Genomic DNA, 24452 nt, shown 5'->3' with positions numbered 1-24452 from the left:
CCTCTAGCGGCGAACAATTGATGTTATAAATAAAAACGGCCTGAACACATAACAGTATTCAAGCCGTAATTCCATTCTCGCATGCGCGAATTAATAGCTATACGATGTTCGCAAGTATCGATTCAGCTTCTTGCTTCTGCTCTTCGCTACCTTCTTTCATGACCTCATCAAGTAGCTCCTTTGCTGCATCCACGTCATCCATTTCAATGTAGGCGCGAGCTAAATCTAAATTAGCGTTTTGCCCCGCATCTTTATCAATATCAATGACAGTGTCTTCATCGGAAACGCCAGTGAAATCAGATAAACTCACGTCGAGGTCGAGCGCTTGGCTGTCAGGGTCAACGGTATCTGTATCGTCACCATCATCCATCAGAGCTTCCACATCAAGAAAGTCCTCGGGAGGAGTCTGAGAGTCACTGTCTCCATCAACGTCGCTTAATAACGCAGCTAGATCTAAATCTGGATTGTCGAGTTTAAACTCTTCTTGATCTTTATTTGATTCATTGGCTTTAACATCCTCTGATGCTTGTTCGTCAGCGCCGATATCATTGGGGTTAGCAATATCAAGTTCTAAGTCATCTGGAATATCGAGCTCGTCTAACTCTTGTGACTTCTCATCTTCTTCAAGCTCAAAGGTGTCTTCAATTTCGTCGTCTTGCTCTAGCTCAAAGGTTTCATCATCTTCTTCACTGTCTTCAAGCTCAAATGTCGCCTCTTCATCGTCATCAAGTTCTAGCTCGAAAGTGTCGTCAGCTTCTGTATCACCCTCTTGCTGTAACTCAGAAGACGCATCCTCGTTGTCTTTTTCAAACTCACTGGTATCAACAACCTCGTCAGACTCAAGGCTTTGCAGCAACTCATCAAACTCAGCACTGTCTAAATCATCTAAAATTTCATTATCATCAACAGCACTATCTTCTGAAGCAGACAGCCAATCATCAAGACCAGGCACGTCATCCAGTTCGTCAAAGTCTTTGTCTTTACTGTCAGTCTTATTATTTTCTTCTAACTGACTGTCGTCCTCTTTTTCATCGCTTTGTTGTGGTGTTTGGTTTTCGTCAACAACACCATCAACTTCTTGTTCCAGTTCAAAGCTTTCAATTTCGTCGAAGGCAGCGTTTAAAAGACTATCGTCGTATTCATCATCTGCTGACGTTTCTTGTTCATCATCAGGTGCCTCGTCGGTAGACAATGCATCTGCACTTTCAACATTGTCTTGCGCTTCTTCGGTATGCTCTGTTGTAGGCTCTTCATCAGCATCCATCTGACTAAATGATGGAATGTCGTCCATCATTTGTTTTTCAAACGCTTCAATTGCGTCATCTAACGGGTCATCTGAAACTGAGTCAGCGTTTAGTTCATCTGCGCTATCAAACGCAGGCTCTGCTTCAAATTCGGGTTCGTTTTCAGAATCGACTTCTAACTCTTCTTCGCTATTAAGCGCTGGTTCATCGCTGCTTGGCTGCGCTTCATCGGCCTCGAATTCTAATTCAGACTCTGGTTCTGGTTCAGATGCCAGCTCTGCTTCAAGTTCAGGCTCGTCAATTTCTAGCTCATCATTAGACTCAGGCTCTGACTCAATTTCAGTGCCAAATTCTGGTTCGTCGCCAGTGTTTAATGCTGGCTCTTCGCTAGCGTCTTCCTCTGGTGCTTCATCGGTTTCAAGCTCAGTATCTCCATTAGATTCTGTCTCGGGTTCTGAAGACTGTTCTGCTTTAGGCTCTGGTTCGTCTTCAGAATCAACCTCCGCTTCTTCGCTTTCAAGCGCTGATTCAGCGGTGTCTGCCTGCTCTGGCGTTTCATCAATTTCAAGTTCAGCGTCTACATCAGTTTCTGTCTCGGGTTCTGAAGACTGTTCTGCTACAGGTTCTAATTCGTCTTTAGAATCGACATCAGCCTCTTCTTCGCCATCAAGCGCTGATTCAGCGGTGTCTGCCTGCTCTGGCGTTTCATCAGTTTCAAGTTCAGCGTCTACATCAGTTTCAGTCTCGGCCTCAGTGTCTACCTCTGGTTCAGCGGTAGCCGCTTGCTCTTCATCGGCCTCGAACTCTAATTCAGATTCTGGTTCTGGTTCAGATGCCAGTTCTGCTGCAAGTTCAGGCTCGTCAATTTCTGGCTCATCATTAGACTCCAGCTCTGACTCAATTTCAGTGCCAAATTCTGGTTCGTCGCCAGTGTTTAGCGCGGGCTCTTCGCTAGCTTCTTGCTCTGGTGCTTCATCGGTTTCAAGCTCTGCGTCTTCATCAGTTTCTGTCTCGAGTTCTGAAGACTGTTCTGCTTTAGGCTCTGCTTCGTCTTCAGAATCAACATCAGCCTCTTCTTCGCCATCAAGCGCCGATTCAGCGGTGTCTGCCTGCTCTGGCATTTCATCAGTTTCAAGTTCAGCGTCTACATCAGTATCTGTCTCGGCCTCAGTGTCTACCTCTGGTTCAGCGGTGACCGCTTGCTCTTCATCGGTCTCGAATTCTAATTCAGATTCCGGTTCTGGTTCAGATGCCAGTTCTGCTTCAAGTTCAGGCTCGTCAATTTTTAGCTCATCATTAGACTCAGGCTCTGCTGTTTCAATTTCAGTGCCAAATTCTGGCTCGTCGCCAGTGTTTTGTGCGGGCTCTTCGCTAGCTTCTTGCTCTGGTGCTTCATCGATTTCAAGCTCAGCGTCTTCTTCAGTTTCTAGCTCGGAGTCTATATCCGACTCAAGCTCTGACAATAATTCATCTGTTAGTTGGTCAACATCATCACTATTATTCGACTCTTCTGCTTCTAACTCAGCAAGCAACTCGTCAGTTAGTGGATCACTAAAGTCACCTTCTTCACTTTCTGACTCACTAAACTCTGCATCCTCATCGATAGGGTCTGGGCTAACTTCCGGCTCATCCTCTAGCTCGGCCTCCAGCTCAGCAAGTAATTCGTCGGTAAATGGGTCTTCAAAGTCGCCTTCATTATCTTGCGATGGTAAATCTGTCGGTGAGTTTTCATCAGCTAATGTATCTTCACTCGCTGAAGGGTCTTTATCCGCTGAAGGCTCTTCACCCGCTGAAGGCTCTCTATCCGCTGAAGGCTCTTCATCAAGTTCATCTTCCGCCTGTAGCTCTGCAATCAGATCATCCGAAAGCGGGTCACTAAAGTCTGCGCTGGTCTCGATTTCGTCTGTGACAACCTCGTCTAAATCATCGGTAATAGCATCAAGGCTTTGAATAGATTGTGGAGATGGAGAAGACGTGATGATCTCTTCGTCAAGCGTTCCTTCTTCTTCGGTGTCGTCTTCATCACCCAAACCGCCCATCATTTCAATCTGCTCTATTTCGTTAAGCAAATCGTCGGCAATTTTATCTATTTCTTTGTTTTGCTGATTTATCTCATCATCTAGCTTGCTCAGCATATCCTCGTTAATGAGGTCATCATTGCTATCTAGCTCGTCTGTCAGGCCTGCATCAACACCGTGCTCTTCTAATAGGTCATCAATACTGATTTCGGGCTTGTCATCTTCATCTTCAACACTAGGAAGTGTAGCAACGTCTTCAGCTTCCTCATTGCCATCTGTGTCAGAGAGTTCATCAACAGAGCTTTCAAGCAACGCATCAATGTCATCTTCGGCCACATCTTCAGACTCAGATGTACCGTTAACCTCATTTAGAATGTCATCTGGGTCAACGTCGCTTGTGTCATCGTCTTCAGTTGCGTCTTGGCTTTGCACATTGTCGAGTAGATCATCAATATCAAAGTCATCATCATCTGCGCTAGCTGATTCGTCATCAGCTGAGGCAGGTTCCGCTTCGTCGCTTTGATCGCTCTCTTGTTCAAAGATGTCTTCATCACCTGAAAGGTCGAACCCCTCTAGGTCGTCAGCGTCATTTTCACTAAGCACTTTGTCTGACAAATCATCGTCATCAAACAGGCTGTCTAACTCATTTTGATCAAGCTCTTCATCCCCAGCTTCAAACAAGTCGTCACTGCCCTCGTCTGGCACCAGCATGTCGTCTTCAAGGTCGGCAAAGGTTTCAAGCTCATCGTCTAAACTTTCTTCCAAGTCAGAGGTAAGCACATCATCAAGCAAGTCATCATCATTAAATAAATCATCATCAGACAGCTCGGCTTTATCATCGAGGTCTGGCGCTAATGCACTTGAAAGGTCGCCGATATCAGCATCAGGCACCGGCACTTCGTCATTGTCAGCGGTGATAGTAGGGCTAGGCGCAGGCACTTCTTCTGGTTTGCTGTTGCGTTTTAACAGCCACATGATTAGACCACCAACAAGCAGAAGCGATACAAACGCTGTGCTGATGATTAACGCTAACGGGCTTGTAAGCGTAGAGAGGATTGACGACTGTTTTTCTGCTTCGCGCTGCGCTTGTTCGGCCTTAATCATTTCGAGCAATTCTTGCTGAAGCGCAACTTGCATGTCTAGTTGACTTTTAACGTCACCTTCAACTTGACCGCGCAAGGTTTCAATCTCACCGTTGACCGCTTCAACACGTTCATATAAGCGTCTATTTTCGTTAAGAATTGCTTCCACGTTTTCTAACGAGGCCGCAAACTGCATCCGCAGCTCATCAAACTGGCGGGTTTGCTCTTGATCTAGACGCGTTATCTTTTGTTCAATGTCAGTTTGAGTTTGCGTTAAATCTTGTTGATTAACTAAGGGGGACGCGGGCTTTATATTTCTTACGCTACTGCCTGGCTCGTTAAGCATTTGTGCAAATGCTCTGTCATCTTGCTCGGCGCGCATTTGCGCTTTCTGCTTATCAATTCGTGCAATGTAGCGTTCCGACGGCAGCTTTAATATTGCACCATCAACTAGCAAGTTTAGGTTGCCATTCTCAAAGGCATTAGGATTAAGCTCGTAGATAGCAGTCATAACCTGATAAACGCTCAGGTTGTTGTTTTGGCGGTAGCGTTCAGCTATACGCCAGAGGGTGTCGCTGGCGTCAATTGGGCCATACTCCAACCCTGAAAACTGGTTGGTAGCGTCTTTTGGACCTTTTAAGAAGGTAGCGCGTTCTTGTGCATCTACAGTGATAATAGGGCCAGACAAACAGAGTGTGAGTAAAAGTAAGCCCGTCAAATGCAATTTCATAGCAGTCCTATATGCCCTTAAGCGTCTTTACCACCCGTGACGTTTGGGCGGATTTTCGAGCCAATCTGTACTGAAGAAAACATTGGCTTTTATTTTTATTCTTAAGCCACCTTGAAACCATTCCGTCAAGTTGGCGTTTTACAGTCTTTATTAACTTGGCAGTAAGATATATTCGCGCTTTTGAGAATTCTTACTCTTCACCTAAGTGTCTGACTGACTATTGTTTTTAACGTTGTTTTTTTCTTAACGTTACAAACTATAAACCAGTTATCAAGGGTGATCTAGTTAGACAGAAGTATTGTCTTGTTCTATCACTTATATTTTAGCAAATCACTTCCCTTAAATTACGTATCGGCAAGCGCAGAAAAAAATTTATCTTTTCCTGCGCTCACCCATTTACATAGAGGCGATGCTCGCTATTTATTGGTTACAGATAATCGCGAATAAGCGTTTCAGCAATTTGAATACTGTTGGTTGCCGCGCCCTTGCGAATATTATCCGACACTACCCAAAGGTTTAAACCGCAAGGGTGTGTGATGTCGTTTCTAATGCGGCCTACATGAACAATGTCATTACCGCTGGCGCTGCTAACTTGCGTTGGAAACTGCTCATTACCGTCGTATACCGTTATACCGGGTGCATCAGCCAAAAGCTCTTTCACATGCTGAGCATCAATCGGTGAGCGAGTTTCTAGATGGATGGCTTCTGCGTGCCCGTAAAATACTGGCACACGCACGGCGGTAGCATTAACCAAAATACTCTGATCACCCATGATTTTCTGCGTTTCCCACAGCATCTTCATTTCTTCTTTGGTGTAGTCGTTGTCTTGGAAAACGTCGATTTGAGGAATAACGTTAAACGCTATTTGACGACTAAACGACTCAGACTTTACTTCGCGCGCATTTAATAAGCCTGCGGTTTGCTTGGCCAATTCTTCCATGGCTTCTTTACCTGCGCCAGAGACCGATTGATAAGTACATACGTTGATACGATCAATGCCTACGGCATCTTGTATTGGCTTGAGCGCAACCAGCATTTGAATAGTTGAGCAGTTAGGGTTTGCGATAATGTTTCTATTGCGAAACTCAGCTAATGCGTGAGGGTTTACTTCTGGCACAACAAGTGGGATATCTGGCTCGTAACGAAACTCTGAAGTATTGTCGATAACAATACAGCCCTCTTCTGCAGCTAATGGAGCGAATTTTGCTGAAATACTGCCACCTGCTGAGAAAAAGCCAAACTGCACTAATGACCAGTCGAAATCATCAGCATCCAATACTTCAATGTCTTCGCCTTTAAACGATACGGTACTACCTGCTGAACGTTTACTGGCAAGAGGGTACAAACGGTTTACCGGAAAATCTCGCTCTTCTAATAGTTCAATCATGGTTTGGCCCACTAAACCTGTGGCGCCAAGAACCGCTACGTCAAACACTTGCGACATAATGCTTTATGCTCCTAATTTGTTAATTACTAAACCAGACTAACGTGAAAGCCCAGCTTGTTGAATGTGTCTTGAATTTGTTTACTTGTGTTTTTTGGCAATTGTAGCGCATAGGCACTGCACTCGCGACGGACGCGATATTGCTTGCGCAATGAAGAGAAAGTATCTGCTACTTTTTTAGCTGGCTGCTCGTCACCTGTTGCCGCCTTTACAAATGCATTACGCGTTATATCATCGTCAATAGACACATCATAAACGGTGTGAAAAACTTCAATGAGATCATCGACAGACAATCGCGGTGCTTCAGGTGCGCTCAAGTCAACCTTTATTGGCTTGGTTTTATCTAAAAAGTCACTGAGGACTTTGTCAGCCTTAACGTTTACAACGTCACAGATTTGCTCGTAAATCATCTGCGTACCGCGCACTTTACCTTCTATAGAATGGCCTGCAATATGTGGAGTTACAAACCAAGCATAGTCAAACATTGTAGTGTCTATGAATGGCTCATTATCAAATACATCTAGCACTACCGTAGGTGCATGCTTACGCTCAAGTAAGTTGAAAAGCGCCTTTTCATCAATCACCTCTCCTCTGCAAGCGTTAACTAACAGTTGGCTTGACGAAAGTGCATCAAGGAAAGTGCTATCTATCATTTGATAGGTCGGATAATCGCCCCCTTTAACAAAGGGAACATGAAGCGAAATAACGTCGCACTTTGCAATTTGCGCTAAATCTACAAATGACTGTTCGTTGTGACGCTGTTTACCGGCCTTAGTTAGCATTTGTTCTAGAGGTGGGTCATACAAATGATACTCGACGCCAATCGCGGTCAAAATACGGGATAACGCACTTCCCACGTTTCCCGCCCCCACTATACCTACGGTAGCATTATACAAATCGAGCTTTTGCGATTTATGTGCATGTAACAACACACTAAGCACATACTCAGCAACGGCCACGGCATTGCAACCTGCGGCGCTGCTGTGGGCAATCCCTTTTTTATCCAAATGTACTTTATCAAGGTGGTTAGTACCTGCGGTTGCTGTAGTGACGAACTTAAGCCTATTGGCTTTCGCTAGCAATTCAGGCGTGACCTTTGTTGTTGAGCGCAATGCAAGAATGTCAATATTGCGCAGCATTTCGGGCACAAGAGACTGCCAAGAGTAAGTTTTAACTTCACCCACACTGCTCAAGTAATCTGTGCCAAATGGAATGGTATCTTCTAGAAGTATTTTCATGGCGCTAAGTGTACCTTAAGTTACGCTTTTAGTAACCCAGCGCCCATGATTTATCTTGCTAGTGAAAAGCTTTAGAACGTATTTTCTAAAATGTTGAAAGGTGGACGTTTCAATGCCGTACAAGCACGTTAACCTCTATACGTCGCCACCTTCGAAACACTGAGCGAACAAGGTGGCTGATTAAGAAGGCTATTGCTCGAAGCCGGGAAAACGGCGCTCAACGCGTCGCTTAATACCTGGCCATGCTAGTGAACCGCCTGCTTGCCTCGTAACTTGGTCTGCTTGCTCACGAATACCCTCTAAAATGGCCGAGTGAATTGGGATAAGCGGCTTTCCTGTTGCTTGTGCTTTTAGCTGAATTTCACAAGCGCGTTGCATGATAAACATGAATAAAAACGCATCTGGAATGTTATCCGCGCAAGTTAACAGCCCGTGATTGCGCAAAATCATAAACTGCGTGTCACCTAAGTCGCGCACCAAACGTGCTTTCTCGTCCGGATTTAAGGCCACGCCTTCATAAGCGTGATATGAAAGCGAGGCTAGAGGAAACAACGACTGCTGTGAATAAGGTTGCAACCCATCTTCTAAAATAGAAACTGCTACGCCTTCAGCTGTGTGTAAATGCAAAACACATTTTGCATCGTCACGTGCTTCATGCACAGCACTGTGAATGGTGAAGCCAGCAGGATTAATGTCGTAATCGCTCTCCATTACTTTATTACCTTGCAGGTCAACTTTAACCAAGTTCGAAGCAGTAACTTCATCAAAAAATAACCCATAGGGGTTTATCAGAAAGTGATGCTCTGGCCCAGGTACACGGGCTGAAATATGAGTAAAAATTAAATCGTCCCAACCGTACATGGCCACTGCACGATAACACGCAGCAAGATCGACACGCGCTTCCCACTCTTCACTACTTACTTTCGATTTTACTGAATCTGTCATAGCTCTTCTCTTCGTTCAATTAGGGTGATTTCGCTCTAGGGCCTATCAGCACCAATATTTTATATACTTACTTTTTAGTACCATCTACATTACGCGCAGTATTTGCTATACACTGTCGGATATACGACAGTGTAAGAAATATGTTAAATGGAAAAATTTAAACCTGTGCTGGCGAGCTCAACGTGGTTTGGTGCACTCCCCTCTTATTTACAAGAGGTCATGTTTGATAAAATGCGCTTAAAGCATTTAAAAGCGGGGCAGCAGTTACATGCCAAAGGCGAAGACGGCGTTGGCTTTTACGGTGTTTGCGAAGGGCGCTTGAGAGTAGTAAGCGTGGGGGTTGATGGCAGAGAAATGCTATTCGCCCTTCTCGGACCCGGCACTTGGTTTGGTGAAATATCTATGTTTGACGATCTCCCCCGAACCCACGATAATTTCTGTGAAACCAACTGCACCGTTGCCATTATTCCAAAAAACCTATTTAAAACGTTACTTGAACAATTCCCCGAGCTATATCCTCATTTTACGCGGCTTTTATGCACTCGCGTAAGAAGCGCTTTTCAGTTTATTGACTCAAGCGCTGGGCTTAGCCTTAAACATCAGCTGGTAAAACGGCTGTTAATGCTTACCACCAGCTACGGTCAGCATTTACCCAAACACAATGCGATAACCCTAACGCTCTCTCAAGAGTCTTTGGCACAAATGATAAACAGCAGCAGACAAACCGTTAATCAGTTATTAGGCGAGCTGCAAAAGGAAGGCTTGGTCAAACTGCACTATGGGAAAATCACCATACCCGAACCCGATACCTTGTTTAGTCGTTATCAGTTTATTTGACTGAGATAGTTAGCTGAATTACTAAAGAGTTTGTGGAATATTAATATAGCCGTGGAAACGCTAAGAAAAGGAAAGTTCGAAATGAAAATTTTATCTGCCAGCCTACTCGTTTTTCTATTATTTGGTTTTGTCTATCAGTCATATTCAAGTTATGTCGATTCCGACTCTTTTGAGAAGACAGGAGAAATGATAGACGTCGGTGGTTATAGCCTTTATATCGAGGACCGTGGAACCGAAAGAGTAACCGTAGTCTTTGACTCTGGTATGGGTGATGACTTGTCAGTCTGGAATAAAGTTGCAGGGGAAGTTTCAAAGTTTTCTAGGGTCATAACCTATGATAGAGCTGGCCTTGGATGGAGTGACGAAAGCCCAAAGGAAAGAGACAGTAAAATTATTGTTGCTGAGCTTCACTCGGTTCTAGAAGAAAAAGACATAACAGGACCAATTATCCTTGTAGGCCATTCATTTGGAGGGGTAAACATGCAACGCTTTGCCCTCACTTATCCCGAAGATGTAGCGGCTTTGGTATTGATAGACTCTGCACATGAAGATCAGATAAATAAAATGCCTAAAGCGAATTTTCTTCAAAAATACCTATTCAAACTTGGAATGTGGGCTGCCCCTTTCGGAATACCGAGGTTATATCTTTCCAGCACCAATCCAGAAGAAAAAGCCAAAAAAAGTACAACCAAACATCAATATACCAGCTTAGACGAAGCAGAGTACTTTCCAAAAAGTCTTAGTGAATTAAGCGAGTTAACGCCTAACTATGGCGATTTGCCTTTGGTGGTTATTGCGCGAAATAAAGCGTCTTCAGAAATCAAAAATACGAAAACTAGAGATTTAGTATGGGCGACGTTGCAAGAAAACATTGCCGCTCGCTCTACCAATAGCACAATAATTTTTTCAGGAGAACGTCAGTATTCTATTCACAAAACGCAGCCTGACATTGTTATTGAAGCAATCCAAACGTTAGTTGGAAGCCTTTAGCTTTTCGAAAGTTACCCTGCGAATTTCCATGTAGTATCTTTTGAAAACGTCTTAACTACGCGTATAACATGCATGAGCTTAGACCGGCGCTTTCGATCCTAGCGTAAGGTATGAATCTACCCCTGACTGGCGGTAATTGTACCCTGCTTTTTATTGGTGAATGGAGCGCTGAGCTTTAAGCTACCTATAAAGAAGTCGGGGGCTAAAGAAAAAGAGCGTAAAAATAAGGTTGACGCTCTAGTCGTGTGTTAATTGCCGAACACTCAACACACGCGCTAACATTTGTGAGTACGCCGCATAAGGAGTCTACCGTGGATACTCGCATACAATTTAGAGTCGATGAAGAAACAAAGCATTTGGCCCAGGCAATGGCTGAAAGCCAAGGCCGCACTTTAAGTGACGCTTGTCGAGAGCTGACTGAAGAATTAGCTGAGCAGCAACGCAAAGCAATGACTCATGACCAATGGCTTACCAAACAGGTCAACGCCGCGTTCAGCAAATTAGATAATGGGAAGAGTGAATTTGTCGCCCATGATAAAGCTTCTTTAGACATGGAAGCGAGAAAGCTAAAAATTCGGAATAGAACCCAAAAATGATCGTTTGGGAAAAACAGTTATTGGACGTCCGAGAAGTTATCTTCGAGTTCTTATACGAATTTAATCCATTAGCAGCAGAAAAAACTGACACAATTATCGTAACTAAAGTTGAAAACTTGGAAAAGCAGCCGATGATGGGCGTTGAAAGAGAAGGAATACCTGGACGGTTTTTAATTATTCCAGAAATATCAATGATTGTTTCGTAGTTTTTAACAGATGATGTGATTCATATTCTAAGAGTTTTACATCAGAAGCAAAAGTTTCCTAGAGGCAGCTTTTAGATAGGGCCAATAACCTGAAAGGTATAACAGCACATTTGTACGTAAACGGGCGTCTACAACGGAGTTATGCAGGTGGAAAAACTTAATAAAGTTATATACAGCAAAGAAAGTAAAACTGGGGTTGCCATTCAAGTTTTTGGCGTAATTTGTTTCTTTGCTGCAATGACGCTTCTATACACAGCAACTACATCAAACTCGCCTGATCTGTACTTATTTTTTGCCGGCTTTTTTTCGTTCTCAATACTTTTATAGGGGATTGGCGCTTATCAGAAGCGGAAATTTTCTAAACTGGGCAGAACTCCATTAACGCTCACTCCGTCAGTTTGCACGATCGGCGAGGAATTTAAAGGCTCTATTGAAATTGAAAAGCCTGACTTTAATAGAGTTAAAAAAATATCAATTACTCTATGGCACCGCAAAATGAGGGGGGACGACAGCCGAGAAGATATAGTTTGGGAATCAAGTACAACAACAAAAATAAATTATGTAGGCGGTAAAACAATCTTAGCATTCAGTTTTGTTATCCCGCATGGTAAGCAGCCGACAAACAAAGCGTTCTTTTCAGAAAACAAATATTTTTGGGAGGCTAGTTTCGAGTTCGTTGAATCAATGCAAAGTATTAAAAGAACTTGGGAAATCCCAGTAAAAATATAACATGCAAATCAATAGGCCTAAAACACTGGGAGCTGAGCGCGTGCCTAGATGGTGCACCTATTTTGAAGCCTGTTATTTAGGTAGTGAATGTCAATAGGCTACTGTGAGGAATAAGCGCATATTGACATAACATTCTTAGGTAAAGAAACCAGTATTAGAAGCTCACGCTAAGTGGCGCAAATTTTGATTTGGTCGATTTTGCTTTGTTCGCCCAAAGCTTTTTAACACATTTTGAGTAGGTAATGGTTAAGTATAAAAAACTCTATACAGCGTGCTTGTTCCTTAATTTGTTTCTTTTACCATTATCTTCATATGGGATGTTGGTAAGTATAACTTCCTACTTTTGGAACGAAACTAATGGGATAGTTGTTTCGGCTAATAGAGTTAAAGTAAGGCTTGGAAATAGTTACATTGAAGAAGCAATAATAGAGTTCACTTACAGTGTTAATCACCTTGAGTACGTTTCAGATATAGTTTCACTCGGTCCGAGTATTAGGTTTAAAAATAGAACGTTTGGTTTGGATAACCTCAAACAATATTGGACTGGGAAAGAAGTTCGCGTTTTTTACCCAGTTGTTTTTCCGAGTTATGGAACGTTAGAAAGAGGTATAAAGTTAAGCACATTTCTTATGTTTTTTATTGCACTGGTATTGCTATTTTCTGGAAGAGTTTTTAAAAGCAAAATTATTACAGTAAATAAAGTTTCGTAAATTGAAAGTGATTTTGATCAGTCTCACTCCTTGACCACTTTTTCGTCTGAGTTAAGTCTGCCTTGAGTATAACGAAACTTGCCACTAGTGATAGAAGTATCAAACCTGATTATCGCTTGTGTGCCAAAAGATGCCGCTCACGAGTAGGTATCATAACAGCAGATTTGGTCTAAAGCGGACAAGCGCAAGGGTTATATCTTATGTCCACTTCACGCTCCTTTAGGTCATTCAACTAATTGCTTTGGCGCAGAATGCGCTTACTTCAATTTTCGCTTTGTGGAAATATAGAGCTTCAACTGTGTATTCGAATGAACTCAGCGACTCCCGTATAGCCCTTAAAAAACTACTTAAACCATTTAATCAGAAGTATTCTTGCTCCATTAATCTAAATACGACAGGTATAAAAAACTTCGCAAAATCAAAGTTTTTATAATTCCCCTATTAGGTTAATACCTTGTTATAGTGCGGTATTTTCATCTCTTAGGATCATAACACGGTGCCTAATTAACTGTTCTATACCTTGTTTGTGACTCTCATTCACAAATGAGTTTGATACCGTTGATACTGCTTTTTCAATAGACTTTAATAGGTCATCAAGTAACTTGACTGCTGCTTGCTTTTTAAGGCCAATCTCTTCACCAAGTTTAATGAAATCTAGTCTATCGTATTGACCATATTTACGGTCAAATCCTGTCTCAATATCCAATACACTCTCATGCACTTCTGTCGTCAAAAGTGGAAGTGCCATATAAGAACCACGGAAGTACTCACCATAAGGTTGTACAGAAACGACATCGTAAACGGGTGATAACGTCGGTATTGCACCTTTATTCGAATACAAAAGCGAAAAATTTCTTAAATGGTGGTCATTATTGCCAACGACATAACTGAATATTACACGTCGATAGAATTCTGCATAATGTTGCACTGCCTTTAGGTTTTGCGCTATGAAACCACCTGCTTTAGCGTAACTTATCGTTTGAAAACCGTTTACTTTGCCGAACTTATCGTTGACTCCCATGGCGCTATCAAGTTGCTCTTGGTGCAGCTTAGTACCACCTTCGCGATCATAGCGCTGTATAATAAATGCCAACTCTCCATTTTGTAGTTGAATAAGACCAAAGGGGGGCACTTGAAACTTACAGGTGCTCGCTATCGTCATGATAGCGTGTTCATTTTCTGCCAAGTTTGGAAATTGCGCTGGTGATGGCTTAATGATGAACGTACCATTTTCTTTGACCAAGACCAGTTCTTCGTCAATGACCGCCGCAGACATTTTAGGCTGATACCCAGAAATGCTCATTTTACCATTGTGTGACGTTGGATAGGATTCCAAATCCTGCCTATCGAAACTTACCATTGGAGATACTTTCAATGTACCAAACAAATGGCGCACTCCGACATCAGAAAAACCCTCGTACTTTGTTCTCTTAGGTAATGTTTTAAGCGTAATTCTACAGTTATTCATTTTTTATAATTGGTTTAATAGCAACCGCTCCGAGCAAATCTTCACCATTGTTAACAAGTAGGCCAAATTCATCTCGCTCATCTATTTTTTGTGCGCGTGCGTACTGCTTTAGTAGCCATCCCTCGGGTAACAGAGACTTAAAGAATGGAAAGAGTGTTTCAGAATTGTACGGAAATTCACTCAAAGGAAGTGACATTGATAAGGCAGGTCCAAAATAGTCTCTCCGATAGCAAAACGTATACCCTTGTACGTGCTTTTCTAACACACCTACGCGCTTGTCGTACAAAAAGACATCTGCTTTTAGCTTGCCCACAGCGACATCCCCAACGTATCTAGAAAGCTCTCAATGGTGGATAATTTAGCATTAAAAAATGCATCTCTATCTTTGAAAAGTTTGCGTACTGTGTTGGTATGTAGGCCGCTCTGCATAGCTATGAGTTCTACATCTATGGTATTTGTATAAAGAGCATTTACGCGAGTAAATGTCTCTTCAATAGAAAGATATTTCTGACTTTCTGGTTCGGAAGCTTTGCTTAGCTGACGCAATTCATCTGATATTTGAACTAAACGTTCTGATACACGACTTGCTCTGGTTTGCTCACTCATTTCACACCCTAGTGTTATTTTGCACACCCCTATAGGTAGCATATAACACCAGACTGTTACTGTAAAGCAGTTAAAACATTACAGCGTTAAAAACAGCCAATAAAAACCCACTATTAACTCTACAGTGTCATTTTATTCATGTATTTATGTAGGCTAGAAACTTCACGGGTCCGCTAAACACTTATCGGTGTCATTAAGCTCTGAATGAGCCAATGTTTGCAATAAGTTCCCCAAGGATATATGGTCAACCTCTATGCGTACCCCACCCTCAGCAGAACGATTACAACACATACAATGTTGACCGTATCTATCAAGCGCATTAAAACGGAGCGTTAACCAACGTTTGGTTATTATGGACAAATACGCGCTGGTTGGTAAGGCGACAATACTGCAATTTGACGTTTGCTATCATACTGCCAATACCTATTCCCGCTAATGTCTAAAGCCCCCCAGTGTCTGTCACACCCATTTAAGTCTAAATTAGAAATTTCTGCCTTGAGAACTTTTCTACCATTTTCTGTTAATGATAACCTCTGGTTATCAAACCCTTCTGATATATCTACAGGAGGATATAAAAATGGTTTTTTATCTCTAGTTTCTATTAGTGGGTGTTTCGCATTAACCATTTCAGCAATAACGTGCCAAAGTGACCAATCGCCAGCGATGAAATACCTCTCTCCCTTATGAACATGTTTATAAATTGAACGTGGGCTTTGGTTTTTAGACTGAATAGATTCAAGCACTCTATACTGTTGAAGTGACAATCCTGTTTTTCTGTCGGGTAACTCATGAACATATCTCCATAGCGCATCGTTAAGATAAGGAAAATGTCCAATGTCTTCCTTTAAAATCGAGAGCAGTGTTTCTGGGGTATTCTGTCTAAGTGCATCCCATATACGGTTCGCATAAATAAGCTGCTCTGCAGAAAAATGCTTTTCGCTGTTAATAAGTGAGCCAACATATTCTTCGTCATTTCGTTCAGGGTTACCACTAGCATCAACCCAAGTTAATTCTCCCTCGTAGTTATTTTTCTTATACCAGTCGAGAAGAAAAAGTAATAACAACTGATTCGACAGGTGAGGCCAAACCCAAAACACAATAGCGTTCGCAGATAAAGTATTTCGTAATAACTGATGTTCATTTCGCGCCATTTTTTCTGGTGTAGGTAGCCCTTCTAGTTTCGTCCAGTCTTTAATAAATGCAGAACGCTTGATGAGGAAATTATAGTAATCATTAGTATTTGGCAAAGGACCAATACAAAGTAAGTCTTTCCAAGGCAGCCGCTGCCCTTTCACACCGCAATTTTTTAATGTTGCGCTAGCAATATCACCGCAAGTTATATTCACTCGCTCAAATTCTAGCTTTGTATCAGTAACATCCAAAGAACATTGTCTCTGGTTGTCAGGGTTGTTTAATGACCCTTTCAATTTGGACCAGCTAGAAAAACCATATTCTTGGGCAATGACAAATTGCGCATCACTCAGGGTTAAGGGGTCACCCATTTGATAAGTAGAGAGATGTTCAGAAATACGATAACTAACAGACAAGTTTTTATTATCAACGTTTCTCTTGAGCGCTTTGGCTTCTTTTTTGAGATAGTTAAGGCTCGAATTCGCTGGAAGTGATTTACGCATGTTTGATCTCCTTATAAGCTTAGTTTTCTAAGCTGAATCCCAACTTCCGCAGGCAGGGAAAAAGAGGATCAAATAGATGATCGCAATTAAAGTGATGACGAAGGTTGAAACTGAGTTTCTTTCCGCGAAATGGTGGCTCACCCAAAAAGCCTAAATGTAGTGTAGCCTCATTAAGCAAAGGCAATCAAGCTTACAAGTTTAGAAGTCTCTATCGAAGTTAACGATTATTTCTGATAACCGCAGAAAGCATGTAATTAGCAACTCATCCACTTTTTATAAAAAAAGGCGCACCCCAACACTTTTCATATTTAAGTATGCGCCCGTTTTTTGTCAGCTACTGAAAAGCAGCTTGCAAAGACTAAAGTCTTTTAGCCACTGTATCTAACCGTTGTAACGCTGCATCACTAGCGTTGCGTTGGTGCCGCCAAAGCCAAAGCTATTAGACATAATGGTGTTTAGCGTAGCTTCACGCGCTTCGGTAACTATATCTAGCCCTTGCGCTGCGTCATCTAGCGTGTCGATATTAATTGATGGCGCAATAAAGTTGTTTTCCATCATCAGTAAGCTATAGATAGCTTCGTTAACACCCGCAGCACCTAGTGCGTGGCCTGTAAGCGATTTGGTTGCGCTAATTGGCACACCCGCTTGGCCAAACACTTCTTGAATAGCGGCAAGTTCTTTCACATCACCGACAGGCGTAGACGTGCCGTGGGTGTTCAAATAGTCGATTGGCGCATCGATATTTTGCATTGCCATCTTCATGCAGCGAATTGCGCCTTCGCCTGATGGTGCAACCATGTCAAAACCGTCAGATGTAGCGCCGTAACCCACTACTTCACCGTAAATTTTTGCCCCGCGTGCAAGTGCGTGTTCAAGCTCTTCTACAACCACCATACCGCCGCCACCAGAGCTAACGAAGCCGTCGCGCGCTGCATCGTAAGTACGAGAAGCCACTGCTGGGTTGTCATTATATTTCGAGCTTAATGCACCCATAGCATCGAACTGGCTTGATAGAGACCAATGTAGCTCTTCACCACCACCTGCAAACACTACGTCTTGTTTACCAAGTTGAATAAGCTCTAGTGCATTACCAATACAGTGAGCGCTGGTTGCACATGCAGAGGCAATCGAATAGTTAACGCCGCGAATTTTAAACGGTGTGGCCAAACAAGCAGATACTGTAGACGCCATACAACGAGGCACCATGTAAGGGCCAACGCGCTTAACGCCTTTTTCGCGAAGAATATCTGCAGAAAGTACTTGGTTTTCAGAAGATGCGCCACCTGAGCCCGCAATAATCCCTGTGCGCTCGTTTGAAATGTCTCTCTCTTCTAGTCCAGAGTCTGCGATAGCTTGCTGCATTGCTACGTATGCATAGCCTGCCGCATCGCCCATAAAACGCATTGCTTTTCGGTCGATGTGCTCTTTTAAATCGATATCGATGTTGCCCCAAACTTGGCTGCGAAGGCCCATTTCGGCGAACTGTTCTGAAAATGTAATACCAGACTTACCTGCTTTTAGTGATGCAAGTACGTCTTCTTTATTTACGCCGATACTTGATACGATACCAAGACCGGTGATCACTGCTCTTTTCATAGTTTACCCTTTGCGTTGATGCGGCTTATGGTAACGATTTTGAACGGCAAAGTGGTCTGCTTTGCCAGCCTCCCACTAATAAATGACTTTTACACAAGAGATTGTCATTCATATGACAATTTATGACTTACATCAGAAATCATTAAAAAAATACGCCACCTGAATTTATAGCGACTTAGCTGTCATTCCAATCATAAACATCAATGTAGCACGAATAAGAGTACTGTTGACCACTGGAATCTAAGGAATTAGAAAAGCAATTTTTCCGTTTTATAATGTCGGTGTCGTCCTTTTGAACTAGCAATATGGTCTTGCTTAACATTCTTTTGCAGAAAAACGTAGTCGCGGCAGGTAGAATACGCGCCAAAGTCTTTATGAGCATAAAGTGAAAATTGGAAAATACTGTGTTATTTGAGAAACTGAAACACATGGCCGTGATAGCCCTACTCTTTGTTTATGCAACTTTAAGTGTTTCTTCGGTAACCGCTGCAACTATGAGTTTTCCTTCGCTTCCAGAACCCGTAGCAAACAACGCCGTTGCATCTGTCACTATCGATAACACACAGTATGTTTTCAGTTTTATGGGGCTTGGCAAAAACAAAACCTATAAAGATGTGCATAACCGAGCTTGGCAGTTGGCCATCGATACAAATAGCTTTAATGAACACAACATTAAAACGCAATGGCAGAAGATCCCTTCCGTTCCTTCAAGCCTAGCGCTTAAAGGCCGTTTAGCGTCAGTGGCGGTAGGTGTTGATGACAGCATATACATTTTTGGCGGCTACACGGATGATAAAAATCACAACGAGATAAGCACGCCTGATGTTTATAAATACTCACCTATTGAGGCGAAGTACACACTGCTTGCACCTATGCCAGTGCCCGTTGACGACGCTTCAGCACTCGTTTATCGAAGTAGGTATGTTTACTTGGTTTCAGGCTGGCACAACGATGGGAATGTAAACCTAGTACAAGTGTACGATACGCACACCAACACATGGCAGCAGGCTAGCCCGTTTTTAGGCAACCCTGTGTTTGGTCAAGCTGGCGGTATTATAAAGAATGTCATAGTTATTTGTGATGGCGTATCAGTTACTCCACATAGTGACAAACGCCGTAGCTTTGCACCCGAAACGGCTTGTTATAAAGGCACCATTGATGAACAAAACCCATTTAAAATTGATTGGCGCACGCTAGAGCACCCTACGGGTATTGCTCGCTATCGCATGGCTGCGGCAGGCGATAAAGCTACGAATAATATCTATTTTGTAGGCGGCTCTGCTAACCCCTATAACTACAATGGCATTGGCTACAACGGCGAGCCTTCAAGTGCCGATAGCGCTATTTGGGTATACGACGTTGCCGCAGAAACGTGGGACGTTTTTAAATCAGAAGCTGAAGCGCCCACCATGGATCACCGCGGATTAATTGGCATTAACGGTACTTGGATCACTGTGGGTGGTATGCTTGGTGCACAGCGCGTATCAAATAAAGTAACCTCGCATTTTTCAACGCTAGCAGATGCTTTATGTTCACCGAATAGACCACGTAGCGCTGATTCACAAGGCCAATCACCGAATCAATTAGCTGATGCACCAGCAAAAACTGCGCTGAATATAAAGTGCCAAAGCAAGAACAACCGAAAGGGAGAAAAATAAACAGTGAAATCTAAGCATGCACAGGTTCATTTTAATGAGAGCGGTACACCTGTCGCCGACCATTTTGACGACGTTTATTTTTCCAATGATAGTGGAATTGATGAAACCCAACACGTTTTCATAGCGGGAAATGACCTGCTAGAACGCTGGCAGCACTGGACAAACCCTACCTTTGTAATTGCTGAAACCGGCTTTGGTACAGGCCTTAACTTTTTGGTTGCCATGCGTACCTTTAACGAATTTAAAGCAGCGAACCCTGACCACCCGTTAGAACGCCTATACTTCATCACCACGGAAAAGTTTCCACTGCCTCAGCATGATATGCAACGTGCGCTTGAAGCATTTCCTGCCCTTAACGCCGAAGCGAATGCACTCTCTTCGCTTTATCCTATGGGCCTTGAAGGTTGCCATCGCTTAAATTTTGATAGTTTTTCAACAACCTTAGACTTGTGGATTGGCGATGTTCACGAACTTTTACCTCAATGGCATGCGCCAACAAGTGGACTCGTAGATGCGTGGTTTTTAGATGGTTTTGCACCAAGCAAAAACCCAGACATGTGGACTGATGTCCTTTTTAGTCAAATGGCACGACTGTCGAAAACAGGCACTACATTTGGTACCTTCACCGCCGCAGGCATAGTAAAACGAGGCCTTGCTAGCGTTGGTTTTACTATACAAAAACGCAATGGTTTTGGCCGTAAACGAGATATGTTAACTGGCGTTTTTGACGTTGAAAATGAAAATGTTCAGCATAAACTTCGCCTACCAAGTGGCCCTTACTATCGATACTCTGAAAATGCTCTAGATGAAAAAAGTAACGTGGCAGTGGTAGGTTCGGGCCTTGCCGCCGCCACGACATGCCTTGCCTTAGTGAAACGAGGCATCAACACTACTTTATATTTTGATGGCGACACCCTTGCAAGCGGCGCTTCTGGTAACCCACAAGGCGGTTTTTATCCTCAACTTCACAGCGAGGCAAGCATTGCTAGTAGAATTCAAGCGCACAGTTTTTTGTACGCTCGCCAAGCTTATGACCGAACGATAGACCTTGCTAAAGCTAGCCGGCGCAGCGACATAGCCCACGACTTCTGTGGTGTTATCCAGCTTAGTTTTAACGATAAGGTAAAAGAACGTCAAGAAAAGCTCGCCGCAGCAGATGTTTGGCCTGAGGCATTGGTTAAAGCAATAGATAGCAAAACGGTAAGCGATATTGCTAACTTACCCCTTCCCTATTCAGGCTTATACATTGGGTTAGGCGGGTGGCTATCTCCACCACAGTTGGTAAATGCTATGATTGAAGAGGCCCTCTCGAGCGGTAAGCTTACGCTGAAGCCCTACCATACGTATGTCTCCCATGATGTTGTTGAGCCACTTCGTGAAAGTAGAAAAGATGCTAACTCGAGCAACCAACAACTGAATGAAGCCACACAGAGGCAGCAAGTGGTTATTCGCTTCAACGTTGGAAGTCTAAATTCAAACAGTACAGATTCTGTCGAAGGTAGCGCAAATGAAAGCGAGCAAACCGTTATTGCCGACCATTTGATTTTAGCGCTTGGAGCAGGAGCAGTAAGTTCAAAAGATTTTGACAGTCTTTCGCTTCGCCCTGTTCGCGGTCAGGTTGAAGCAATTCCTACACAAATGCCTATTGAACCGTTAAGTACGGTATTGTGCCACAAAGGCTATATGACGCCTTCACTAGAAGGCAGGCATGCGCTGGGCTCGACTTATGTGAAAAATGACTTAAACACCGACGTTCGAGATGATGAGACCTTAACTAACCTTGCCACCCACGAACAAGCGCTCGCGAACACAACTATTGTGCAGGCGCTTAAGCACGATGGCGAAGCAAGAGCTGCAATTCGCTTAGGCTCGCCAGACCATCAACCTGTTGTTGGCGCTTTGCACAACTTTGATTTACTAAAAGAGAGTTATTCAATGTTAAGCGTGGGCAAGCCATTAACAAGTGCGCCTGTGATGCCGGGCTCTGTGGTATCTACGCTGACTTGTTTAGGCTCAAGAGGGCTAACCACAGCGCCATTAATGGCAGAAGTGTTAGTGAGTTCGTTGTGTAAAGAGCCGCTACCACTTAGCAACGACTTGCTTAACGCGGTAAACACCAGCCGCTTTATGACGCGCGAAGCGATTAGAATGCAAAGCTAGCTTTTTAAGGTCTATGCAAAGCCACTGAGTAGGCGCGACTTGAGGCGCTACTCGTTGGTTTGGGATGGCGAGTTTACGCTCGCCATTTTATTTAAATCCATCACGATAAACGCCGGAATATAAACGTTAGCACTTGCTACAACTTGTTTATTTTCGAGCGACACGATACGCGCATTTATCCGCACCCCACGATCATCTTCGATGATTGTGCCTGTCACCACATGATCCATTTCAATCTGTTTTGCTAACAAGGCTCCATCTCGCGTTAAAACGAAATCGCCTACAGGCGTCACAGTAATTCCCCCTGCCAGCTTAAAATCGACCACGGCCAGACCAAAATCCTGCAGTTCAGAAATAAGGTACTCAGAAAGTTGATTGCCAAGAACAGTACTATCGCTTAACGAGTGGTTCAGCCTTACAAAACTTGTCACCCCCACCATATCTTCATGCGTTAAGCGTGTCGCGTTATCCATAAGCTCCATCGCAAGCTGCGAAGCATAATCATTTAAGCGTTTGTGTGTTTGTATGGGTGAGTACCCATGATGGAGCGGGTCTTTGTAGCCTGGGTCGACTGCAACGTGCTGTTGATATTGTCTATCTCGCGAGTCTGGCGTGTACTGTAAACCTGAACGTTTAGGTACGGGCACAGGTTCAGCGTGGTGCGTAATTTCGCCATCTTCACCCAGCCAGTACGATCCTATCGACTCCGTACTCGTGCAGCCTGCCATACACAAGCTCAGCACTGCCCCAATTGCCATCCAGGTGCTTGCGATAAACTTTTTAAGGTTAGAGTTGAACACCATGCTAAAACTCCTAACCGCGACTTAGTTTAACGCCATCGCGCATGCCATTTTGCTGACTGCCGTCACTTGGAATGAGTGCGTCAACCACGTAAAACGGCACTAACATCTGTGCTGTTGCCACCACGGCACGCGATTCCATACCCAAAATACGCGCATTTACTAAAACGCCACCTTGGTGTTTAGTCATTGTTCCGGTAAGTACGTATTCTATGGGAAGGCTACTGCTTAATTCTAAGTAGTCTCGACTAAGTACAAAATCGCCATCTTCGGTTATTCGAATATATTCGGTGGCTTTAAAATCGATTACTGGCACGCGGAACTTATGTAACTCGTGAACAAACGACTCAGCCATTTGACGCCCAAGCAAATCAGTTTTTTGAAGGTCGGTATCTAGTAGCGCAAAATGTGTTACGCCAATGGGCGTTTTATTATTTACGTACTCCATATTCGCAATAAGATCTTGCGCCATGTTTTTCACGTAATCGCCAATATGCTTTGTTAACGGTCGCCCTTTATAAGCACCTTGAACACTTGAATAAAGCGGTGGTTGGCCAATGGCACCAAAGGCATCCATACCCTGAGACTGGGTATCACTAGTAGATTCAACTGGCTTAACCGGAGCGCGGTCGGCCGCAGTAATATCAATAACATTCATCGCTGGGCGCTGAGGCGCTTGTTCGGCAACCTCTTCTTCCCCCATCATCATAGAGCATCCACTCACGCTAAGCAGTGAAGCACATAGCGTAAGCGCCGCGTATTGATTATGTCTTTTCATGGGGTTACCTCGTACCTTCGGTTCTGTATAGCTTGCCGTTTCTGGTTGTTACTTGTTCTTCTTGCCAAAACAATTCAGCTGGGAAAAAGCGCGTTGCGGCGGCGACAATGTTTTTATTTCTAGCATTAATTATTCGGGCATTCACCACTGCGCCAGACTCTTGATAAACCATAGTGCCAGTAATGTAGAAGTCAACGCGCTCAATACTGGATAGCTGCTCGATATTGCGAGTTAACACTCTGTCGCTTTCGTCACTAACAATTATATCGTTCGAAAGCTTGAATTCTTGAGTGGAAAAGCCTCTTTTAGTGGCTTCGGTTATCATACCTTGTTCTAATTGGTGGCCAAGCAGCATTAACGGGTGTTGGTGGTCTGCGCTGTACTTCATGGTATCTGCTGGCACAAAGCCTACCACTGCATAGCGAGACTGGCGTGCGGGGCCTACGTTAGCGAAAAGTTCATTTGCCAGCATATAAGTATGATATTCAACATTTCCTAGCGCCGAAACATCAGTAGCATTGGTTTGCTCGAATTGACTTTTAGGTTTGTCAGATGAGGAGCAACCTGAGAGTACCGCTAGGCAGAGTGCGGTGTACGCTAAGGCTTTTGCCAACCGACAACTATTTTTTGTCAGTAAAACGTTATTGACATCATTTGTCATACTTTTCATTACACGTGTCCGGTAAAAAACGTCAAATTTTTATCGGTAAGCAAGCGAATTCCATCACAAAGTGTGACAAAGTGGCTCACAAACCGACATTATGACTAGTTTTTTGCAATATTCGCACCAAACAGAGAGAGCGTGCCGCATTAAATAGCGAGTAACGCTAGGTACCAGCTAACTGGCGGTATTTCGTTTTTGAGGGTTGAAAAGTTGTAATTTAAATCTTTGAACCTTTTCTAAAAAGCGGAGGAGACTTGCCGCTTTAGGACAGTACACTGCCAGCTTTGAAAGTATACCACTCCAATTCGCTTCTTAAATA

General features: G+C 43.4%; 18 protein-coding genes. 6 read left to right on the top strand and 12 right to left on the bottom strand.

Annotation, left to right across the window (positions count from 1 at the left end; translation table 11 throughout):
- Window positions 1-97: 97 nt before the first annotated feature.
- The 4 genes from ACHUFN_RS15185 to ACHUFN_RS15170 form a co-directional block, all read right to left on the bottom strand.
- The gene (locus ACHUFN_RS15185; RefSeq protein WP_394223278.1) at window positions 98-5074 is read right to left on the bottom strand and encodes a FimV/HubP family polar landmark protein; all 4977 of its coding nucleotides are present in this window, start codon (window positions 5072-5074) and stop codon (window positions 98-100) included.
- Between the two features lie 427 nt (window positions 5075-5501).
- Window positions 5502-6518, bottom strand: coding sequence for an aspartate-semialdehyde dehydrogenase (locus ACHUFN_RS15180; protein WP_394223277.1), 1017 nt, complete (start codon window positions 6516-6518; stop codon window positions 5502-5504).
- A 29-nt stretch (window positions 6519-6547) separates the two neighbouring features.
- Window positions 6548-7756 carry a 4-phosphoerythronate dehydrogenase gene (locus ACHUFN_RS15175; RefSeq protein ID WP_394223276.1) on the bottom strand — a complete coding sequence of 403 codons (1209 nt, stop codon included), beginning with the start codon at window positions 7754-7756 and terminating at the stop codon, window positions 6548-6550.
- A 189-nt stretch (window positions 7757-7945) separates the two neighbouring features.
- Window positions 7946-8701, bottom strand: a complete 756-nt coding sequence (locus ACHUFN_RS15170) for a class II aldolase/adducin family protein (RefSeq protein WP_394223275.1) — start codon at window positions 8699-8701, stop codon at window positions 7946-7948.
- A gap of 147 nt (window positions 8702-8848) precedes the next feature.
- Here ACHUFN_RS15170 and ACHUFN_RS15165 point away from each other — a divergent pair, with 147 nt between their 5' ends.
- The 4 genes from ACHUFN_RS15165 (at window position 8849) to ACHUFN_RS15150 (ending at window position 11330) form a co-directional block, all read left to right on the top strand.
- A complete protein-coding gene (locus tag ACHUFN_RS15165; RefSeq protein ID WP_394223274.1) occupies window positions 8849-9538 on the top strand; it encodes a Crp/Fnr family transcriptional regulator in 690 nt (229 codons plus the stop codon).
- An 81-nt stretch (window positions 9539-9619) separates the two neighbouring features.
- Window positions 9620-10528 (top strand): alpha/beta fold hydrolase, encoded by a 909-nt coding sequence (locus ACHUFN_RS15160; RefSeq protein ID WP_394223273.1) that lies wholly within the window; start codon window positions 9620-9622, stop codon window positions 10526-10528.
- 311 nt (window positions 10529-10839) lie between these two features.
- Window positions 10840-11124 (top strand): type II toxin-antitoxin system TacA family antitoxin, encoded by a 285-nt coding sequence (locus tag ACHUFN_RS15155; protein ID WP_394223272.1) that lies wholly within the window; start codon window positions 10840-10842, stop codon window positions 11122-11124.
- A complete protein-coding gene (locus ACHUFN_RS15150; protein WP_394223271.1) occupies window positions 11121-11330 on the top strand; it encodes a type II toxin-antitoxin system RelE/ParE family toxin in 210 nt (69 codons plus the stop codon). Before ACHUFN_RS15155 ends, ACHUFN_RS15150 begins: the two co-directional genes overlap by 4 nt.
- A gap of 1896 nt (window positions 11331-13226) precedes the next feature.
- Here ACHUFN_RS15150 and ACHUFN_RS15145 read toward each other — a convergent pair.
- From ACHUFN_RS15145 to fabB, 5 genes are all read right to left on the bottom strand, one after another.
- On the bottom strand, window positions 13227-14237 hold the full coding sequence (locus ACHUFN_RS15145; RefSeq protein ID WP_394223270.1) for a type II toxin-antitoxin system HipA family toxin: 1011 nt from the start codon (window positions 14235-14237) through the stop codon (window positions 13227-13229).
- Complete coding sequence (locus tag ACHUFN_RS15140; RefSeq protein WP_394223269.1) at window positions 14230-14550, bottom strand: HipA N-terminal domain-containing protein; 321 nt, start codon at window positions 14548-14550, stop codon at window positions 14230-14232. Before ACHUFN_RS15140 ends, ACHUFN_RS15145 begins: the two co-directional genes overlap by 8 nt.
- Window positions 14538-14843, bottom strand: coding sequence for a hypothetical protein (locus ACHUFN_RS15135; protein ID WP_394223268.1), 306 nt, complete (start codon window positions 14841-14843; stop codon window positions 14538-14540). Before ACHUFN_RS15135 ends, ACHUFN_RS15140 begins: the two co-directional genes overlap by 13 nt.
- A 350-nt stretch (window positions 14844-15193) precedes the next feature.
- Complete coding sequence (locus ACHUFN_RS15130; RefSeq protein ID WP_394223267.1) at window positions 15194-16477, bottom strand: DUF1835 domain-containing protein; 1284 nt, start codon at window positions 16475-16477, stop codon at window positions 15194-15196.
- A gap of 381 nt (window positions 16478-16858) precedes the next feature.
- The gene (gene fabB / locus ACHUFN_RS15125) at window positions 16859-18073 is read right to left on the bottom strand and encodes a beta-ketoacyl-ACP synthase I (protein WP_394223266.1); all 1215 of its coding nucleotides are present in this window, start codon (window positions 18071-18073) and stop codon (window positions 16859-16861) included.
- 428 nt (window positions 18074-18501) lie between these two features.
- Here fabB and ACHUFN_RS15120 point away from each other — a divergent pair, with 428 nt between their 5' ends.
- Both ACHUFN_RS15120 and mnmC1 read left to right on the top strand, forming a co-directional pair.
- Window positions 18502-19731 (top strand): Kelch repeat-containing protein, encoded by a 1230-nt coding sequence (locus tag ACHUFN_RS15120; protein ID WP_394223325.1) that lies wholly within the window; start codon window positions 18502-18504, stop codon window positions 19729-19731.
- Between the two features lie 3 nt (window positions 19732-19734).
- Window positions 19735-21891, top strand: coding sequence for an FAD-dependent 5-carboxymethylaminomethyl-2-thiouridine(34) oxidoreductase MnmC1 (gene mnmC1 / locus ACHUFN_RS15115; RefSeq protein WP_394223265.1), 2157 nt, complete (start codon window positions 19735-19737; stop codon window positions 21889-21891).
- 47 nt (window positions 21892-21938) lie between these two features.
- On the opposite strand, the gene ACHUFN_RS15110 is transcribed toward mnmC1, so the two are convergent.
- Genes ACHUFN_RS15110 through ACHUFN_RS15100 form a run of 3 tightly spaced genes read right to left on the bottom strand, consistent with a single transcriptional unit; the run spans window position 21939 to window position 24139 of the window.
- On the bottom strand, window positions 21939-22694 hold the full coding sequence (locus ACHUFN_RS15110; RefSeq protein WP_394223264.1) for a FlgO family outer membrane protein: 756 nt from the start codon (window positions 22692-22694) through the stop codon (window positions 21939-21941).
- 10 nt (window positions 22695-22704) lie between these two features.
- Window positions 22705-23469 (bottom strand): FlgO family outer membrane protein, encoded by a 765-nt coding sequence (locus ACHUFN_RS15105; RefSeq protein WP_394223263.1) that lies wholly within the window; start codon window positions 23467-23469, stop codon window positions 22705-22707.
- 4 nt (window positions 23470-23473) lie between these two features.
- Window positions 23474-24139, bottom strand: coding sequence for a FlgO family outer membrane protein (locus ACHUFN_RS15100; RefSeq protein WP_394223262.1), 666 nt, complete (start codon window positions 24137-24139; stop codon window positions 23474-23476).
- Window positions 24140-24452 lie beyond the last annotated feature (313 nt).

Origin of the sequence: Alteromonas gracilis (assembly GCF_043642145.1) — a bacterium.
Lineage (GTDB): Bacteria > Pseudomonadota > Gammaproteobacteria > Enterobacterales > Alteromonadaceae > Alteromonas > Alteromonas gracilis_B.
Note: the sequence above shows the minus strand (reverse complement) of the source record. Positions and strands in the feature narration are given on the sequence as shown.

What these genes read in the sequence shown, in the direction of transcription:
- ACHUFN_RS15185 (WP_394223278.1), bottom strand. Translation starts at nt 5,074, where the DNA reads ATGAAATTGCATTTGACGGGCTTACTTTTACTCACACTCTGTTTGTCT.
- ACHUFN_RS15180 (WP_394223277.1), bottom strand. Translation starts at nt 6,518, where the DNA reads ATGTCGCAAGTGTTTGACGTAGCGGTTCTTGGCGCCACAGGTTTAGTG.
- ACHUFN_RS15175 (WP_394223276.1), bottom strand. Translation starts at nt 7,756, where the DNA reads ATGAAAATACTTCTAGAAGATACCATTCCATTTGGCACAGATTACTTG.
- ACHUFN_RS15170 (WP_394223275.1), bottom strand. Translation starts at nt 8,701, where the DNA reads ATGACAGATTCAGTAAAATCGAAAGTAAGTAGTGAAGAGTGGGAAGCG.
- ACHUFN_RS15165 (WP_394223274.1), top strand. Translation starts at nt 8,849, where the DNA reads ATGGAAAAATTTAAACCTGTGCTGGCGAGCTCAACGTGGTTTGGTGCA.
- ACHUFN_RS15160 (WP_394223273.1), top strand. Translation starts at nt 9,620, where the DNA reads ATGAAAATTTTATCTGCCAGCCTACTCGTTTTTCTATTATTTGGTTTT.
- ACHUFN_RS15150 (WP_394223271.1), top strand. Translation starts at nt 11,121, where the DNA reads ATGATCGTTTGGGAAAAACAGTTATTGGACGTCCGAGAAGTTATCTTC.
- ACHUFN_RS15145 (WP_394223270.1), bottom strand. Translation starts at nt 14,237, where the DNA reads ATGAATAACTGTAGAATTACGCTTAAAACATTACCTAAGAGAACAAAG.
- ACHUFN_RS15135 (WP_394223268.1), bottom strand. Translation starts at nt 14,843, where the DNA reads ATGAGTGAGCAAACCAGAGCAAGTCGTGTATCAGAACGTTTAGTTCAA.
- ACHUFN_RS15130 (WP_394223267.1), bottom strand. Translation starts at nt 16,477, where the DNA reads ATGCGTAAATCACTTCCAGCGAATTCGAGCCTTAACTATCTCAAAAAA.
- fabB (WP_394223266.1), bottom strand. Translation starts at nt 18,073, where the DNA reads ATGAAAAGAGCAGTGATCACCGGTCTTGGTATCGTATCAAGTATCGGC.
- ACHUFN_RS15120 (WP_394223325.1), top strand. Translation starts at nt 18,502, where the DNA reads ATGGCCGTGATAGCCCTACTCTTTGTTTATGCAACTTTAAGTGTTTCT.
- ACHUFN_RS15110 (WP_394223264.1), bottom strand. Translation starts at nt 22,694, where the DNA reads ATGGTGTTCAACTCTAACCTTAAAAAGTTTATCGCAAGCACCTGGATG.
- ACHUFN_RS15105 (WP_394223263.1), bottom strand. Translation starts at nt 23,469, where the DNA reads ATGAAAAGACATAATCAATACGCGGCGCTTACGCTATGTGCTTCACTG.
- ACHUFN_RS15100 (WP_394223262.1), bottom strand. Translation starts at nt 24,139, where the DNA reads ATGAAAAGTATGACAAATGATGTCAATAACGTTTTACTGACAAAAAAT.